This window comes from Terrabacter sp. MAHUQ-38 (assembly GCF_014518425.1).
Lineage (GTDB): Bacteria > Actinomycetota > Actinomycetes > Actinomycetales > Dermatophilaceae > Terrabacter.
Genome location: NZ_JACVCU010000003.1, coordinates 639,475 through 655,966, shown reverse-complemented (window position 1 = coordinate 655,966; position 16,492 = coordinate 639,475). Strand labels below are relative to the sequence as shown.

15 protein-coding genes are annotated in these 16,492 nt (G+C 71.8%); 12 read left to right on the top strand and 3 right to left on the bottom strand.

Annotation, left to right across the window (positions count from 1 at the left end; translation table 11 throughout):
- The first annotated feature begins 4 nt into the window (after positions 1 to 4).
- The 9 genes from H9I49_RS14075 to H9I49_RS14035 are packed head-to-tail and all read left to right on the top strand — an operon-like array spanning position 5 to position 9,535.
- Positions 5 to 1,438, top strand: a complete 1,434-nt coding sequence (locus H9I49_RS14075; protein WP_188030975.1) for a hypothetical protein — start codon at positions 5 to 7, stop codon at positions 1,436 to 1,438.
- Positions 1,435 to 2,442 (top strand): hypothetical protein, encoded by a 1,008-nt coding sequence (locus H9I49_RS14070; protein ID WP_188030974.1) that lies wholly within the window; start codon positions 1,435 to 1,437, stop codon positions 2,440 to 2,442. Before H9I49_RS14075 ends, H9I49_RS14070 begins: the two co-directional genes overlap by 4 nt.
- A complete protein-coding gene (locus tag H9I49_RS14065) occupies positions 2,439 to 3,614 on the top strand; it encodes a glycosyltransferase (RefSeq protein ID WP_188030973.1) in 1,176 nt (391 codons plus the stop codon). Before H9I49_RS14070 ends, H9I49_RS14065 begins: the two co-directional genes overlap by 4 nt.
- The gene (locus H9I49_RS14060) at positions 3,611 to 4,051 is read left to right on the top strand and encodes a hypothetical protein (protein WP_188030972.1); all 441 of its coding nucleotides are present in this window, start codon (positions 3,611 to 3,613) and stop codon (positions 4,049 to 4,051) included. The genes H9I49_RS14065 and H9I49_RS14060 overlap by 4 nt, the downstream gene beginning before the upstream one ends.
- Entirely contained in the window at positions 4,048 to 5,109 is a 1,062-nt protein-coding gene (locus H9I49_RS14055; RefSeq protein WP_188030971.1) for a phosphotransferase family protein, read from the top strand. Before H9I49_RS14060 ends, H9I49_RS14055 begins: the two co-directional genes overlap by 4 nt.
- Positions 5,106 to 6,431 carry an O-antigen ligase family protein gene (locus tag H9I49_RS14050; RefSeq protein WP_223128678.1) on the top strand — a complete coding sequence of 442 codons (1,326 nt, stop codon included), beginning with the start codon at positions 5,106 to 5,108 and terminating at the stop codon, positions 6,429 to 6,431. The genes H9I49_RS14055 and H9I49_RS14050 overlap by 4 nt, the downstream gene beginning before the upstream one ends.
- A complete protein-coding gene (locus H9I49_RS14045; protein ID WP_188030969.1) occupies positions 6,419 to 7,834 on the top strand; it encodes a lipopolysaccharide biosynthesis protein in 1,416 nt (471 codons plus the stop codon). The genes H9I49_RS14050 and H9I49_RS14045 overlap by 13 nt, the downstream gene beginning before the upstream one ends.
- On the top strand, positions 7,834 to 8,862 hold the full coding sequence (locus H9I49_RS14040; protein WP_188030968.1) for a hypothetical protein: 1,029 nt from the start codon (positions 7,834 to 7,836) through the stop codon (positions 8,860 to 8,862). Before H9I49_RS14045 ends, H9I49_RS14040 begins: the two co-directional genes overlap by 1 nt.
- A gap of 4 nt (positions 8,863 to 8,866) precedes the next feature.
- Positions 8,867 to 9,535: a sugar transferase gene (locus H9I49_RS14035; RefSeq protein ID WP_223128677.1), complete on the top strand. Its 669-nt coding sequence runs from the start codon at positions 8,867 to 8,869 to the stop codon at positions 9,533 to 9,535.
- Here H9I49_RS14035 and H9I49_RS24480 read toward each other — a convergent pair.
- Positions 9,501 to 11,084 (bottom strand): Rieske 2Fe-2S domain-containing protein, encoded by a 1,584-nt coding sequence (locus tag H9I49_RS24480; protein WP_188030967.1) that lies wholly within the window; start codon positions 11,082 to 11,084, stop codon positions 9,501 to 9,503. The genes H9I49_RS14035 and H9I49_RS24480 overlap by 35 nt on opposite strands.
- 141 nt (positions 11,085 to 11,225) lie before the next feature.
- Between H9I49_RS24480 and H9I49_RS14025 the strand changes: the two genes are divergently transcribed.
- Together H9I49_RS14025 and H9I49_RS14020 are read left to right on the top strand one after the other, a co-directional pair.
- Positions 11,226 to 12,599, top strand: coding sequence for a serine hydrolase (locus H9I49_RS14025; RefSeq protein ID WP_188030966.1), 1,374 nt, complete (start codon positions 11,226 to 11,228; stop codon positions 12,597 to 12,599).
- Positions 12,599 to 13,195 carry a GNAT family N-acetyltransferase gene (locus H9I49_RS14020; RefSeq protein ID WP_188030965.1) on the top strand — a complete coding sequence of 199 codons (597 nt, stop codon included), beginning with the start codon at positions 12,599 to 12,601 and terminating at the stop codon, positions 13,193 to 13,195. The genes H9I49_RS14025 and H9I49_RS14020 overlap by 1 nt, the downstream gene beginning before the upstream one ends.
- A gap of 130 nt (positions 13,196 to 13,325) precedes the next feature.
- Here the strand turns inward: H9I49_RS14020 and H9I49_RS14015 are convergent, their stop codons facing one another.
- Positions 13,326 to 14,786 carry an MFS transporter gene (locus tag H9I49_RS14015; protein ID WP_188030964.1) on the bottom strand — a complete coding sequence of 487 codons (1,461 nt, stop codon included), beginning with the start codon at positions 14,784 to 14,786 and terminating at the stop codon, positions 13,326 to 13,328.
- 123 nt (positions 14,787 to 14,909) lie between these two features.
- On the opposite strand from H9I49_RS14015, the gene H9I49_RS14010 reads away from it, so the two are divergent.
- Positions 14,910 to 15,698 carry a TetR/AcrR family transcriptional regulator gene (locus H9I49_RS14010; protein WP_188030963.1) on the top strand — a complete coding sequence of 263 codons (789 nt, stop codon included), beginning with the start codon at positions 14,910 to 14,912 and terminating at the stop codon, positions 15,696 to 15,698.
- On the opposite strand, the gene H9I49_RS14005 is transcribed toward H9I49_RS14010, so the two are convergent.
- A complete protein-coding gene (locus H9I49_RS14005; RefSeq protein WP_188030962.1) occupies positions 15,622 to 16,407 on the bottom strand; it encodes a TetR/AcrR family transcriptional regulator in 786 nt (261 codons plus the stop codon). The two genes, H9I49_RS14010 and H9I49_RS14005, sit on opposite strands and share 77 nt — an antisense overlap.
- Between the last annotated feature and the right edge of the window lie 85 nt (positions 16,408 to 16,492).

Sequence of the window (16,492 nt, the reverse complement as noted above, 5' to 3'; positions counted from 1 at the left end):
ACGCATGACGATCGACGAAGCGGTGCATCGGGTGGTCCGCGGCCACTGGCTGCTGATCCTGATCTGCATGCTGCTGCCGGTGGTCGGCTCGATCGTCATCGGGGACAGGACTCCACCCCTCTACGAGGCCCTGGCGCGGGTGCAGATGGGGCGCGACCCCGCGGCCTCGAACGTGCAGGCCGACGCGACGAGCGAGCGGGTGCTCGGCATCGCCACGAGCGTCTCCGTCGTCCGCTCGGCACTGGACGACGTCAACCTGGCCGTCGACCCCGCGACCTTCGCGGAGGAGCACATCGCCGTTCGCCGTGTCGGCGTGTCGTCCGTGGTCGAGATCGCGGTGACCGACACGGAGCCGCGTCGAGCAGCCGCGATCGCATCTTCGATCACGAAGAGTGTGCTGCAGTTCTCGAACCTCGGTGACCAGCAGACCGTCGAGGAGGGGCGCGCCAAGGTCAACCAGAAGCTGGTCGAGATCGGCAGGCAGCGAAAGGCCTTGGTGGGCAAGCTGTCCCGGGCGCAACCCGGCGACGTCCTTGCCATCCAGGCACAGCTGAGTGCGCTCATGGCCAGCCAGACGGAGTTCGAGCGGCAGCTGTCCGAGCTCGACCTGGCCGAGCTGTCACGGGCCAAGGCAGTGCTCCTCGACCCTGCGCGTGAACCGCTGGCGCCGCTGCCGAAGGACACCGCTCAGAAGGCCGTCCTCGCGTTGTTCATCGGCACCCTGCTCGGGCTGGGTCTCGCCGCAGCGCGAGAGGCCATACGCCCCCGGCTTCGCCGTCCGCGGGCCATCGCGTACGCCCTCGACACCCCGCACCTCGGCCACATCTCCGGACACGACCTGACGGACGAGAGGGTCAAGGAGGCGGCGGGCCTCATCGCCGACCGCATCGCCCTTCTCGGCCAGCGCTACGAAGCGGAGAGCCTGTTCCTGCTTCCGGTGAGGCACGCCGATGACTCGTGGGCTCGGGGGTTGGCACATCGCCTCGGTCCGGATCCGATCGAGAACCCCCACCGGCTGCCCGGCGCGGTCCTCGGCGGCCAGTGGGTCGACCCCAGCGGCAGGCCGGTCGCCGTGCTGCTGGTGCCCTTGAAGGTGCTCGCGCGCGACCTGGAACCGGTGACAGCTCTTCTCGACGGACTCGGCTGGCCCCTGGTCGGGGTCGTGACGTACAAGTGGCCACGTTGGCTCCGGCGTCGTGGCCGGGCCGAGGCCCCGCATCACGACGCCGTCAAGAGCCACCGTTCCGCCGCGTCGACGGCCGAGGCGCCCGAGCAGGTCACACCTGCTCTCGACCGCCGGATGGACGCCACGGAGGGGCCCGGGTCTCCCGACACGGTCGAGTCCGGTCGTCCCGCCGGGGCAGGTGCCGGCACCGATGCCCCTGTCGGTGGCGACCGGCAGCACTTCGACAGCCAGCAGGAGGTGTTCCACCGATGAAGGTGCGAATGCGCAGCGCCGGGCTGGTCGTCGAGGTCGACGCCTACGGTCCGTGGGCTGACCTGGCCCGAGAGGCCTGCGCCGGTCAGGAGCTCGCCGGGGCCGGCGCTGCGAGCCCGGACGTGCGCGTCCGGGTCGCGCGTCACGACAGCAGGCCCCCGAGTCCCCGCGCCGCACTGCGCCCCCTCACCCGTGGTGCGTGGTCCGACGGGACCACCGTGGTCATGGCCGACGCCTGCTCCAGCGGGCTCGACCTCGAGCTCTCACCGCAGGGCGACCACCTCCAGGTCGTCGTGTTCCCCCGTCCCACGTGGCGACACCACCTCCTCGGCCTCGCCGCGCCCGACCGCCGCGTGCTCCTGCACCGCGCTGCGGTCCTCCAGTACCCCGCGCTGTGGTGGGCGGGTGTCAGGGGACACGTACCACTGCACACGTCCGCGGCCACCGTGGGGAGCAGCGCGCTCGTGTTCGCGGGGCCCGGCGGGGTGGGCAAGTCGACCTTGCTCGCCACCGTGGACGCAGCCGGTGGGGTCCCCGTCAGCGACAACCTCTGCGTCACCGACGGACGGACCGTGCACGGTGTGCTCGAACCGCCGCGACGAGACGAGGGAACGGGCCGCAGGATGCCGCACGGCCGCCGAGAGGGCATCTGGTCGGGGTTGGCCGAGTCGGTGGAGCCCACGGCGATCATCGTGCTGCGGCGTGGGCAGCAGGCCGAAGCCGTGATGCACAGCATCCCGCCGGCGGCAGCGGCGCGTGAGCTCGTCGGGGGCACCTACTCTGCGGGCGAGCTCCGCCGGTACTGGACCTTCGCCGCCACCGCCGCGCTCGGCACCGGGTTGGGTCCGGTGCACCCTCCGGTGGCCGCGGTGTGCGACGAGCTCGCCAGCAGTGCGCGCGCGTTCGAGCTCCACCTGCCGCCCACCCCGTCGCTGGGGCTGCGCCAGGTGGTCGACCTGCTGGGACCCGTCGGGAACCAGCCGCAGGAGGTGTGGCAGTCATGAGGCGACGTGTCATGCATGTGATCACCAGGTGCATCGCGGGCGCCGGGGGAGTGGCGGTGCGCGGTGCCGTGGCACTCGACCCATCGCGATACGAGAGCGTTCTGGTGACCGGCACACGGTACGGACCCTTGCTCGACCGTGCCCGCGAGAACGGCGTCGAGGTCGTCGTCCTGCCCGAGCTCGTGTCGCCGATCAGCCCTCGCCAGGACCTGAGCGCACTGACCCGTCTGACAGCCCTCGTGCGGGCGCGGGAGGTCGACATCGTCCACACGCACAGTGCGAAGGCGGGAGCCCTGGGCCGGCTCGCCGCACACCGTGCCGGCGTGGACCTCATCGTGCACACCCTCCACGGGTTCCCCTTCCACGACTTCCAGAACCCCGCCGTACACGCGGCGTACGTCGGCATCGAGCGGCGACTCTCGCGGATCACCGACGCGTATCTCGCGGTCGGCACCGGCGTCGCCGTCGAGGCGCTGCGTCGTGGCCTGGCCCGGCCGGAGCAGCTGTACACCGTGGGCCCGGCCGTGGACGCGTCGGACGTCGTCCTCACTCCCGAGTCCCGGGCGCGGGCCAGGGCGCGGCTCGCGCTGCCCGACGCCGCGTTCGTCATCGGCACCGTCGGCCGGCTCGACTTCCAGAAGGCGCCTGAGGTCATGCTGGCCGCGCTCCGCCGGATGGAGGTGCCCGCCGTCCTCGTGTGGGCCGGCGACGGCGAGCTCGCCGAGCAGACCGCCGAACAGGTGCGCGCGATGGGCCTGAGCCACCGGGTGAGGCTACTCGGGAACCGCGCCGACGTCGCCGAGCTGCTGCCGGCGTTCGACGTCTTCGCGCTCGCCAGCCGGTACGAGGGTCTGCCCTGCGTCATCGTCGAGGCCCAGCAGTGCGGTGTGCCGGTCGTTGCCACCGCGGTGAATGCCGTGCCGGACGTCGTGATCCCCGGTGAGACCGGCCTGCTCGTTCCTCCGATGAGACCCGACCTGCTCGCGGGCGCCCTCGACTACACCCTGCGTCACCCGGACAAGGCCGAACGCTGGGCGGCCCGCGCCCGGGAGCACCTCGGCAGCCGCTACGACGTCGAGACCGGGGGGAGCGTGCTCGACGACGTCTACTCACTGAAGGTCGGGGAACCGCGCCGCCGCCTCGTCGGCGCCGACTCCGGGAGGCGTCGGTGAGCATCCCGGCCGCCGCCCGAGTCCTTCTGCCGCAGAGCGCGGCCCTTGCGTGGCCGGGCAGCTCGGGCGACGCGGACCGCGTCTTGGCGCTGCCACCGGGCGCACCGGTCGCACTCGCCGACCGTCGCCTCGGCAGCCGGGCTCGCCTACGCCGGCACGCAGCCCGGCTGGGAGTCGTGGTCGACGCCGAGTACGTCGTCCTCCCGACCTGGGACCGCGCCACCTTCGTGGCGAACGACGACCCCGCCAGCCTGCGCTGGCTCATGTCGACCCTGGCCACCACACCGCCCGACCTGAGCCGGGGACGCCTGGCCGTCGACGTCGCGCTGCGGCTCTGGCTCTCCCTGGCTGCAGCGGGTCGGCCGGGTGCGGGTCTCGCCGCGCGCCTGCTCGTCCTCGTCGTTCCGGGACGCCTGGTCATCGGGAGGCGAGGATGACGAACCCTGCCGTCCTGGATGCCGGACTCGGCGACCTGCTGGATGCTGTGCTGCGTGACCACCTGGGGCCGCACCGGGGCCGTCTCGTGGTGCTCGCCATGTCGAAGGACGAGAATCCCAAGGCGACGATCATCGCCTTCCCTCCTAAGGGGCGAACGCCGCTTCTCGCGGTCAAGGTCGCGCTGACTACCGGGGCTCGCGCAGCCGTTGCCGCCGAGGCCCGGGCGCTGCAGCAGCTGGCCGAAGGCGACCCCACCCTCGTCGGCGGCACGGTGCCTCGGCTCCTCGACGTGCGCCACGACGCGGCAGGAGCGGTGATGGTGACGACGGCGCACGAGGGCGTGCCGATGTCGATCGACTACCACCGGTGGCGACACACCTCGAGCGCCCGAGCCGTCCAGCACGACTTCGAGTGCGCTGGGACGTGGCTCGACTCGCTCGCCGACGCCGGCCTGCCGCCCGGTCACGTCCAGAGCCCCACCGCCATCGGCAACGCCGTCGGCACCGGCTGCGGCACCGCCGGCAGCATCGCGCGGGCGCTGGTCGCGCGCTGGCCGTCCGATGCGTCGGCGCACGCCCTCGCAGAGCACGTCACCTCGATCGCGTCCGACCTGTCCGCGGACCGCCCCGCGTCCGTGGTGCACGGCGACTTCTGGTGCGGCAACATCCTGCGCCGTGACGGTGCTGTCGCCGGGGTGATCGACTGGGAGCACGCGACCTTCATCGACGACCCGCTCCGCGACCGCGCCCGGTTCGCGCTGAGCTACGCCCTGTACCTCGACCGCCACACGACACCCGGTCGTCGGGTCGCCGGGCACCGGGGCCTGGTGGCCGGTCCGTGGGGTGAAGGCGTCCGCTACGCGTTCGCCGGTTCGGGCTGGCTCCCGGACCTTATGCGGCGTTTCGTCTCGGACGGACTGCAGGCCACCGGACGGGACCCGGGGCTGTGGCGGGAGGTCCTGCTGCTCGGTCTGGCGGAGATCGCCGCGACCAGTGACCACGGCGACTTCGCGCACCACCACCTGTCGCTCGGTGCGGAGCTGCTCTCGTGGCCGTGACCGGTCCCGTCGATCGGGCCCCCCTCGTCACCCGGATCCCGGCCCCCTTCGACCGCAGGACCCTCGAGCACCCCTACTTCGAACCCGGGCCGCGACGCGTGGGCTACCTCCTCGTTGCGTCCTTCGTGTTGCTGCCGATGCTGGTCCCGAGCGGGCCGGGCAACACCGGACTGGCCGACGTCGGCATCATCGCGGCGGTCATCGGGGTCTTCGTGTGGCTGCGTGCCCAGCGCCTGGACGTCACGGTGCCCTACCTGCTGCCGATGGGCCTGCTCATGGTCGCCGGCGCGGTGGCCGCGTACCTCGCCTCGGCCGAGAGCGCGGCCCTGGCCGTCGTCCAGGACCTGTTCCTGCTGCTCTGGGGGGCGGCCGTCGCCAACGCGGTGCGACACCGCCGCTGGCTCCTCGAACTGGTGCTGCGCGCCTGGGTGTGGTCCGGTGTCGCCTGGGCCGCGGCGATGTGCTTCGGCTGGATCGCGGGCATCAACTGGCTCGCCGGCATCACCGCCGAGGACGGTGGTCGCGCCTCCCTGACCTTCGATGACCCCAACCTGGCCGCGAACTACTTCCTCGTCATCATCGGCCTGGTCCTCGCCACGTCTGTCGTGCGTCACGGCGTCACCCGGTTCGCCACCATCGCGATCCTGCTGCTGGCCATCCTGTTCACGGGGTCCAACGGAGCAGCGCTCGCGCTCGGCACGATGGGCGTCGTCGGCGTGCTGCTGCTCGTCCGGCGCCGTCGAGGGGTGCTCGCGGCGGCCGCCCTGGCGACGCTGAGCGCCGTCGCGCTCGCCCTGCTGGCGCCCTACGTCAGTCTCTCCGACATCCGGGCCAGCGCGGCTGACAGTGCCCAGCTGCTCCGGGACTCGCTCGGGCGCACGGACGAGTCCAGCGGGTCCAGACAGGTGCTGGCATCCGAGACCCTGAGCCTGTACCTGCAGGGAGACCTCGTCGGCGTGGGTCCCGGGCGCACCAAGGCGACCCTCAAGGGAACCGCGGCGCCCTACGTCAAGGAAGCCCACAACGACTACCTCGCCACCATCGTCGAACGCGGTGCGCTGGGCGGCGCCGGACTGACGGTGCTCATCGCGGCCGTCGCGGTCCGCCTCGGACGGACCGGGACGAAGCCGCAGACGGACTGGGTGCGTCACCTCGTCCCCCGCCCCGAGATCCTGCTCGCGCTCGGGTGCGGCTTCGTCGTGTCCGCGTTCTTCTACGAGGTCCTGCACTTCCGGCACCTGTGGGCGTTCCTCGGGCTCGTCGCAGGACTGGACCCGGGGGCCTGGATGGTCGCGTCAGCGAGGCGGCGATGGAACCGCTGAGCCGTACGCGTCCGGGCGCCGCCCGGGCAGCGAGACGGCGCCCGTCGGCCACGCGACACGTGTTCGGCAACCTCGGCGCCCGCCTCGTCGCCCTGGTGTCCGTAGCCCTGGTCACCGTTCTCGTCGCCCGCTCGGGCGGCGCCGAGGACGTCGGGCTCCTCGCCCTCATGAGAGTGCTCCCGGGCGTCGTGGGAGTCGTGTCCGCCTGCGGTCTGCCCGGTGCCATGGGCTTCTTCATCGGTGGCAGCGACGGCGACCACCCCCGACTCTGGCCCACGGTGCACACCCTCATGGTGCTCGGAGGCTTGCTCGGCACCGCGGTGTGGATGCTCTTCAGCGTCGTCATCCACGAGCACCTGATGACGACGACGACGTTCGCAGTCGTGGTCCTGACCGGTGTCACGGTGGCCACCCAGCTGCCGGTGGCGGTCGGCAAGGCGAGTCTGCAGGCCCTCGGCGACACGCGCGGCTCGAACGTAGTGACCGCTGCGGAGGAGGCGGCCTTCGTTCCGGTGTACCTGCTCCTGTGGTGGGCGGGCGCCCGCAGCGGCGTGCTGCTCGTCGTCTCCCTCCTCGTCGCAGACGTGCTTGTCGCGGCGCTCGCCTGGCACCGTCTCGCCAGAGGGACCCGCGGACACGCGCTGGTCGGACGGTACGACCTCGCCCTGGCCCGTCGGATGACGGCCTTCGGGATGCGGGCGCAGGTCGGAGGAGTCCTGAGCCTGCTCAACCTGCGCCTCGACGTGATCATCCTCGGTGCACTCGCCGGGCCGGCTCAGGTCGGCGTCTACGTCGTCGCCTCGAAGCTGGCCGAGCTGCTGCGGCTCCCCGCGCTCGCACTGACCTGGGTCACCTACCCGCAGTTCGCCCGGAGCGCGGCCGGCACGGACGTACCTGCTGCCGAGGCTGCCGTGTCCGGCGAGCGGGCTCCCGACGGTACCGACGTCCCGGGAGCCCGAGCCGACCGCGCAACCGCTGCTGCACGGGCGCCCGCATCTGCACGTACCGGAGCCATCGCAACGCTGGAGGGGCTCCCCAGCCTGCCGAAGCTCCTCGCGTTGGGGGCCATCCTGGCGGCGGTCGTCGCCGCGAGCGGCTTCGTCGTGCTCCCGTTCCTCTACGGGGACGGGTTCGAGTCAGCGCGGTGGCCCGCGGCGTGGATAGCGCTCGGCCTGCTCGCCGAGCCCGCTGCCGGCGTGGGGTCCGGCTTCCTGCTGGGCACCGGCAGGCCCGGTCTGAACTCGGCCATCCTCGGGGCCGGTTTCGTCGTCACGCTGGCCCTCGACATCGCACTCATACCCGCGCACGGGTCCAACGGCGCTGCCTGGGCGAGTGCGGCCGCCTACCTCGTCACCGACGTCCTCCTCGTGTGGGCCTGGTACAGGCTGCGGAAGGACGAGTGATGGCTGCCAAGGGACGGCTCCGGCTCCGTACCGCCACGCTGGGCGTGGCGGTGGCGCTCGTGCTGCTGGGCGGGTCGTGCACCAACGGCACCCCGGGCCCTGACGGGGGGAGCACGAAGGCGGAGGTGCGCCCGCAGTACGCCGCTCTCGTGGACGCCGTGGTGGCCCAGGGTGGCAGGGTCTGGATCGAGACCGACCTGCTCAAGGCCTGGCTCGCAGGAGCGGAGCGCTACGAGGACGTGCTCGCCCGGGTCCTCGCGCTCGCCGACCGGCCCGGGGTCGACGGCATCAAGATCGCGGACGAGCTCGGGTACCGCGACGGAGCGTCACCCGAGCAGGCGCGTGACTTCCTCGCGCAGACCACGAAGGCCATCCACGAGCGGCTGCCCGGGCGCAAGGTCCTCGTCGACTTCATCGTGCCGGAGCTCGGCTGCGTCTCGTGGTGGGACGCGGAGGGGCCCTCGTCCGCGAGTCGCGCGGCCTGTGCGGAGGCCGAGCGCACCCGCGACCCGGCGACGAGCCTGGCCGCTGTCGACGGCTACATCAACGCCGGGGGCGTCGACGTCATCGACCTCAGCCCCGGGCTGCGCAAGGGGAGCGACTACTCAGGCTGGGGAACCTCGAGGAATGCTGCGATGGCGGTCATCTGGCAGGAGGCCGACCGCCGCTGGGGTAACAAGGTCCGGCTGCAGGCCCGGAAGGCGCTGGCCCACCCCGGCAAGTACCAGGGCACCGACGCGTCGGCGGCCGCGGACGTCGAGACATTCGTCGACATCCCCCTCTCGCACGGCGCACAGGCCGTCGACATCTGGACGTGGGGCCAGCCGTACAAAGGCGGGACCTACACCCTGACCGACCCCGGGCTCACGTCGAACGCGCTCGTCCAGCAGCTGCGGGAGCGGCGTTCCAAGGACGTCGACCTGTGGACCCACATGACGCCGTCCGCCCTCCAGGTGGGCCTGGCCCCCGACGTCGCCGCCGCCACTGCCATCTTCTCGACGATCTTCGTCGCCTCGGGAGCCGGATGACCTCATGATGCCGCAGACCTACCCGACCAACGGAGGCTCCTCGACCCCCCGTGGGGTGTCGCAGGGGCGACGGGCGATCGACGTCCTCGTCGCCGGCACGGCGCTGCTTCTGCTCTCGCCCGTCCTGCTCGTGGTGGCGGTGCTCATACGCCTGACCAGCCCCGGACCTGTCATCTTCCGGCAGCGCCGGATCACGACGGGGCGCCGCGAGTTCACCATGTACAAGTTCCGGACGATGCGCACCGACCGCGAGGGGCCCGACCTGACCCGGTCCGGTGACGCGCGGGTGACGGGCCCCGGTCGGGTGCTGCGCCGGACGAGCCTGGACGAGCTGCCCCAGCTGCTCAACGTGCTGCGCGGCGACATGACGCTCGTCGGTCCCCGACCGGAGACTCCGGCGCTCGCGGCCTACTACCCGAACGAGCTGAGGTGGATCCTGGACCAGACGCCGGGCCTGACCGGGCCCGCACAGATCAGCCTGCGCGACGACGTGAGCCTCGAGGACTCGGCGGTCGACATCGAGCGGTGGTACGTCGAGAACCTCGTCCCGCGCCGCATCGCCGTCGACCAGATGTTCCTGGCGGACCCCTCGGTCCGGGCGACGGTCCTCGTGCTCGCCCGGACCGTCCGCTACCTGGTCACGGGACGACGATGGGTGCCACAGGGCGGCTGACCAGAGGGTCGCAGCGCGCGTTCAGGCACTCGCCGGTCGCGAGGTCGAAGTCGAAGTTGTGCCCGAGGCAGCGCAGCACGCCGTCGCGGATGATCGCTCCGTGGGACAGGTCCTCACCGGCGTGGGGACAGTAACGGCTCACCTCCCACGCGCCGTCCTCGCCAGTCACCATGACCGTGTCGTGAGGATCCCGTTCGGTCTCGTACCTCTCGACGGCCTCCAGCGCCCCGGCGTCGGCGTGCTTGAGCAGGCCGACGAGGTAGTCGTTGTAGCGGTCGGGATCGCGAGAGGCGCTGATGCGCAGCGACAGGAAGAGGTCCTCCCACCGCATCCTCCCGGTGAGCACCGCGTCGAGCCAGCGGGCCTCGACGCGCAGCTCGTACCCGGGGTGGGCCGAGCTGCCCGTGAGGTCGATCCGGCATCGTGACGGGCCCAGCTCCACGTCCCACACCCCGCCGTCGGCGCCGTCGACGACGAACCGCACGATCATGTCGATCCGGTGCAGGAAGTAGTCGGACATGGCGCCCAGGGCGGCGAAGTGGTCGCTGAACCGCGTCGCCAGGCCGCTGCCGCGGGGCGGGTCGGGGTACGCCTCGTAGACGGCCGCGATCTCGTGACGTCGGCGGTCTGCGTAGTCCGCCAGGTAACCGTCCGCGTTGTCGAACGAGAAGCCGTCCCAACGGTGGTCGCGTTCGACCAGTCCGGTGCCGACGTGGATCCGGTCACCGGGAAGCAGCATGGCCACCTCCTGGTTCGGCAGCCGCTCACGCAGGAACGCGGTCGCCTGCGCCTGGTCCGGGAAGATGCCGGGCGGTCGCAGGTGGACGTTGTGCCGCTGCAGCGAGGGGTCCAGGAAGCACGGCGGTCCGGCATACGGCATGGCGATCCGGGGCGGCGCGGACCGCAGCAGACGGCTGACGGCCTTGAACTTGCCGATGCGCTTGTCAGCGCTCATCGACTGCATGACGTCGGGCGGGTAGGTGTAACAGATGGGGTGCCACGAGGCGCCTGACATCTGCACCCCCATCAGGTCGGGCGGGCGCCCGGCCTCGGCTGCCACGCGCCGCAGCTGCGCGACCGAGAGGCGGGCGTCGTTCGTGTGCAGGATGCTGTGTCCCGCCGCCACGATGAGGATGGCGGAGTCGTGGCACATGGGCGACTGCTCCTGGACCACGGTGACCCAGTCGCCGTGGTCGTTGAGCGGGAACCGCTCCCAGCTGTCGAGCTCGATGACGACGTTGTGGATGCCCCCCTCGCGGATGCGGTTGTACATCTCCGGCGCCGGGTACCTCGGGATGATGATCCGTACGCGCTCCGGCAGCCCACGCAGCAGCTGGAGGTCGAGGTGGTCGAGGTGCTCGTGGGAGATGGCGACCCAGTCGGCGTCGAGGACGTGGGCCGTCCGGAGGTGCGAGTTGTCGGGGAAGGGGAACCACGACCCCATGAACGCCCCGCCGGGAGACATCCACGGGTCGCAGAGCATGGCAAGTCCCGGTGCGTCGATGCGAAGGCCGGCGTGTCCGAGCGAGGTGACGATGGGCGTGTTCACTCCCTCAGCATCCGCGCCGCCCTCGGGCCCGGCCACCGGCGCAGGGCGGAGTCCTGCCTACAACAGATGCTGTACGTGAGACGCGTCGTCCGACGCAGGCTCGCCGGGTGGCTCTGCCGGTCCGCTCACTACTCTGGCGGCATGCCCAGCACCGCACCTCGCGGCTCGTCCGCCGACGCCACGACGGCCCGTCACCTGCACCACCTGCTCGCGACGGAGCAGCGTCGCGGACGCCTGCCGTCGGTCGCGGCGGGCATCGTGCGCGACGGCGGGCTCGCGTGGTCCGACGCCATCGGCACCCTCGACGGCCGGGCTGACGGCGTCGTCGCCGACATCGACACGCAGTACCGGATGGGCTCGATCACGAAGACGTTCGTGGCGGTCGCCGTGATGCGGCTGCGCGATGCCGGCCGGCTCGACCTGCTCGACCAGCTCGACATGCACGTGCCCGGCTCTCGGCTCGGTGCGTCGACGATCGCGCAGCTCCTCTCGCACGGTGCCGGAGTCCAGGCGGAGACGAACGGCCCGTGGTGGGAGCGCACGCCGGGGGGCGACTGGGATGCGCTCGCCGCATCGCCGGTGGGACAACGCTTCCGGGCCGGCCGCCGCTTCCACTACACGAACGTCGGCTTCGCGGCGCTGGGCGAGCTCGTGGCCCGCGCCCACGGCGTTCACTGGTTCGACGTCCTGCGCCGTGACCTGCTCGAACCGCTCGGCATGGGGCGCACGACGATGCGTCCCGACGGCAAGGCGGCGCAGGGCCTGGCCGTCCACCCGTTCGCCGACGTCCTGCTGCCCGAGCCCGAGCACGACGCCGGGGCCATGGCGCCCGCGGGCCAGCTGTGGACCACGGTGCAGGACCTGGCTCGGTGGGCCGCCTTCGCCGGCGGGGACACGGCCGGCGTGCTCTCGGCCGACACCCTCGCGGAGATGTACGAGCCGCACACCATCGCCGACAACCCCGGCCAGCCGTGGACGACGGCGCACGGCCTCGGCTGGCAGGTGTGGAACGTCGAGGGCACGAGGTATGCCGGGCACGGTGGTTCGATGCCCGGCTTCCTCGCGGGGCTGCGGGTCGGCGTGGAGACGGGCGACGGCGTCGTCATCCTCACCAACACGACGAGCGGGATGGGTCTGGTCGCGCCCGAGCTGCTCAAGGCCTTCCTGGAGAGGGAGCCGCGTACGCCCGAGCCGTGGCACGCAGACGGCGACACCGGCGTGCTCGAGCTCGTCGGCACGTGGCACTGGGGCCCGTCGGTCACCGTGGCCAAGGCCGTCGGGGACCACCTCGTCCTCGGCGAGCCGGGCCAGGCGCGCGGCTCACGCTTCGCCCCGGCCGGTGAGGACGAATGGGTCGGGCTCGACGGCTACTTCACGGGCGAGCCGCTGCGCGTGGTCCGGCGCCCCGACGGCACCGCCTCGCACCTCGACCTCGCGTCGTTCCGGTTCACCCGCACGCCCTACGACCCCGAGGCCGACGTCCCGGGCGGTGTCGACGAGGGCGGCTGGCGCTAGTGCCCCGTCCAGACCTCGCACGGCTGCCGTGGCCGAGGCGGACCGCCCGGCTGGTGCTGCGGCCGCTGCGCCTCGACGACGTCGGCGCGATCCTCGCCTTTCGCAGCCTTCCCGAGGTCGTCGCCCACCTCAGCCACGACGTGCTGACGCGTGGCGAGGTCGAGGCCCGGATCCGCGACCGCATGGCGCGCGGACTGCCGGGGGCGACCGAGCCCCTGCTCGGCCTCGCCGTCGAGGAGGCCGGCACGGGCCGCGTCGTCGGTGACGTGATGCTCCGGCTCGAGCCCTGCCACAGCATCGCGCGCACGCCGACCGACGAGTGGGAGGGCACGATCGGCTACGCGCTGCACCCCGACGTGCACGGCCGCGGCCTCGCGGCCGAGGCCGCGGCCGAGCTGCTCGTCATCGGCTTCCGCGACCTCGGTCTGCGGCGGATCGCCGCTGACGCGTACGCCGACAACATCGCCTCCAACCGCGTCCTGCGCCGCATCGGCATGCGCCACGAGGCAACGATCCGGGCGAAGTCTCTGGGCAAGGAGGGCACCTGGCTCGACGACAACACGTGGGCCCTGCTCCGCGAGGAGTGGCCCGGCTGACCGACCGCGTATGCCGTTCCGCCCCTTCCCGTCGAACGCCGCGTTCGCTGCCGAACGCGGTGGTGTACCGGTGATTTCGAGCTCGAACGCGGCGTTCGGTGCCGAAGGGTGGGTAGGTGGTTGCCCAGGGTCAGGGTGCGTCGTAGTGCTCGGCCCTCCTCGGCAGGAGGAAGGTGAGCAACCAGCCGACGGCGACCATCCCGGCAGCGACCCAGAGGCTCGACTGCGTGGCCGACTCGAACGCGCCGGGGCGCGGCGGGCCCGCGTCCGCCTCGACCTGGCTGAAGAACACCGTTCCGAGGATCGCGATGCCGAGGGCGCCACCGACCTGCTGGACCGACGTCAGCGTGCCGGAGGCAGAGCCCGACTCCTCGGGTGAGACGCCCGCGAGCACGATGTCGAAGAACGGCGCCATCGTCAGACCCATGCCCGCACCCATGACGAGGAGCGCCGGTGCCATGGTCCAGATGCCGACCGAGGCGCCGGCAGCCCCGATGGTCGCGACGAGCCCGGCCATGCCGGCGACGACCAGCGCCCCGCCGATGTGCATGAGGCGGCGACCGAGGCGCGCGTTGAACGCCTGGGCGAGACCGAAGCCGACCGTCATGCCCAGGGCCTGGGGCAGGCCGGCGAGACCGGCGTGGAGGGCGTCGAAACCGAGGCCGAGCTGGACGAAGAGGGTGAAGACGAGCGAGCTGCCCATGAGCGACCCGAAGAACGCCAGGCCGGTGAGCAGGCCCGAGGTGAAGGCGCGTCGGCCGAAGAGGGAGGGCACGACGAGGGTGGGCAGGCCGGACCGGTCGCGGCGGCGCTCGACGACGGCGAAGGACGTGAACGCCCCGAGCGAGAGTGCCAGCAGAGCGAGACACCAAGCGGGCCAACCGAGCTCGCGTCCCTGGATGAGGGGGACGATGAGCGAAGTCATGCCGAGGGTGGCGAGCAGCGAACCCGGGACGTCGACGTGCAGGTCGCGGCGCGGTGCCGAGGCGGGCAGGTACCGGAGGCCCGCGACGAGGCCGGCGACGCCGATCGGCACGTTGATGGCGAAGATCATCCTCCAGCCGAGCCCGAAGAAGTCGGACGAGACGAGCCAGCCGGCGAGAACGGGACCGCCCACCGACGACAGGCCCATGACGGGTCCGAAGGCGCCGAAGGCCCGGCCCAGCTCCTCGGGCGGGAACATCTCCTTGATCATGCCGAGGCCCTGGGGGATCATCGCGGCCCCGAAGAAGCCCTGGACGACGCGCGTCGCGAGGAGCATCTCGGGTGACTGTGCGGCGGCGCACACGAGCGATGCGATGGTGAAGCCGGCCATGCCGACGAGGAACATCCGGCGGCGGCCGTGGATGTCGCCGAGACGCCCGCCGAGGAGCAGGCCGGCCGCCATGGCGACGGTGTAGGCGGCGGTGAACCACTGGATCGAGGTCGACGTGCCGCCGATGTCGCGGACCACGGAGGGGCCGGCGATGACGGTGACGAGCGCGTCGAGCAGGTCCATCACCTCGGCGGCGAGGATGACGAAGAGAGCGGCCCAGCGCCAGGGGTGCGGGGTCGTGGCCCGGGACGGGCTGGGGGAGAGCTGGGTGGACATTCGCGGACTCCATCCGGTCGGTGGCGAACAGTGTTCGACAGGGTTGACGAACACTGTTCTACTCACGAACAACGTTCGCGTCAAGTACGATGTTCGTCAACGGACGGCGACGAGGAGGCAGGCATGACGAACCCGGAAGCCGCAGGGGCGGCGGGCCCGATCCCGGTGCCCCCGTGGCGACCCCAGCCACGGGAGATCCGCGCGCGCACCCCGATCTCGCTGGAGCGCATCGTCGACGTGGCGCTCGCCATCATCGATGTCGAAGGGACGGACGGCGTCACCATGCGGCGCGTCGCGAGCGAGCTGGGTACCGGCCCTGCCTCGCTCTACGCGTACGTGGACTCGCGCGAGGAGCTGCTCCAGCGCGTGCACGAGCGCGTCATCGCGGAGGTCGCGTTCCCCGACTTCGCCGACCTTGGGTGGGAGGAGGGCGTGCGGCAGTTCGCCCTCAGCTGCCATGAGGTCTACCGCCGGCACGCCGACATCGCCCTGCTGAGCTTCGCCGACATCCCGACGACCGAGCCCTCCCTGGCGGGCGCCGAGGCCATGCTCGCGGCGATGCTGCAAGGGGGCGTGCCGGTGCACGTCGCTGCCTGGGCGCTCGACCGGCTCTCGCTCTACATCGCCGCCGACGCCTACGAGGGCTGGATCATGCAGCAGCGCTTCGGCGGCTCGACGCCCGAGGAGTCCGAGGAGCTCGGTCGTGCCTACTTCGACCAGGTCGGCGAGTTCTTCGCCTCGCTGCCCAGGGACCGCTTCCCGACCATGACCTCGCACCTCACGGAGATGATGGAGGGCGACGGCGAGGAACGCTTCCTCTTCGGCATCGACATGTTCATCGCGGGGATCGCGAGCCAGGTGCCGAGCCAGCCGCACCAGCGGCCGGGCCGTCCGAGCCGGAGCGCTCGATGAGCGCCTCGATGCCGTCGAGCAGCAGGTCGAGGCCGCGGGCGAACTCCTCGGCGAAGAAGTCCTCGTCGTCGTCGTCGAGCGCCTCGGGGCCGGCGCTCGCCAGGTGGGGGAAGCTCGCCGGGTCGATGAGCTGGCCGATGATCTGCAGGTAGGTGCCCTGCGGCCCGTCGGGGTCGACGGGGCCGACGAGCCCCATCTGCTGGGCCTGTCGCACATGGTTCTGCGCCCAGCCGTCGATGGCGAGCATGGACGAGAGGCGCTGCTGGTTGGTCAGCGGAGCGCCCTCGAGCGCCTCGAGCCCGGACTCCATCCAGGCGATCGCGTTCGGGGTGAGCGGCGGTGAGACCTGGGGCGTCTCGGTGGTCCACGGGTGGCTGACCCGGCGCTCGGTGATGGTCCGGGACCATCGCGTGATGCGCTCGCGCCACCCCTCGTCGTCGCCGTAGGCGAGGCCCGGTGGGCCGTAGGCCACGTCCAGCATGACGGCATGCAGCTCGTCCTTGCTGTCGACGTAGCGGTACAGCGACATCGTCGTGAGGCCGATCGCTCCCGCGACGCTCTTCATCGAGACGGCGTCGAGTCCCTCGGCGTCGGCGATGGCGACGGCCGCGGCGCCGATCTCCTGGATGTTCCGTCCCGGCTTCGGGCCTCGACGCCCCTCCGGCTCGCGGTCCCAGAGGAGCTGGAGGTAGCGCGGAAGCTCGGTCATGGCGCTCATCCTAGCCAACTGCTTGCGCCATACGCAGATGTGGCGTACCTTCCGTGTACGAGATAAACACTATGTTGCGTACACA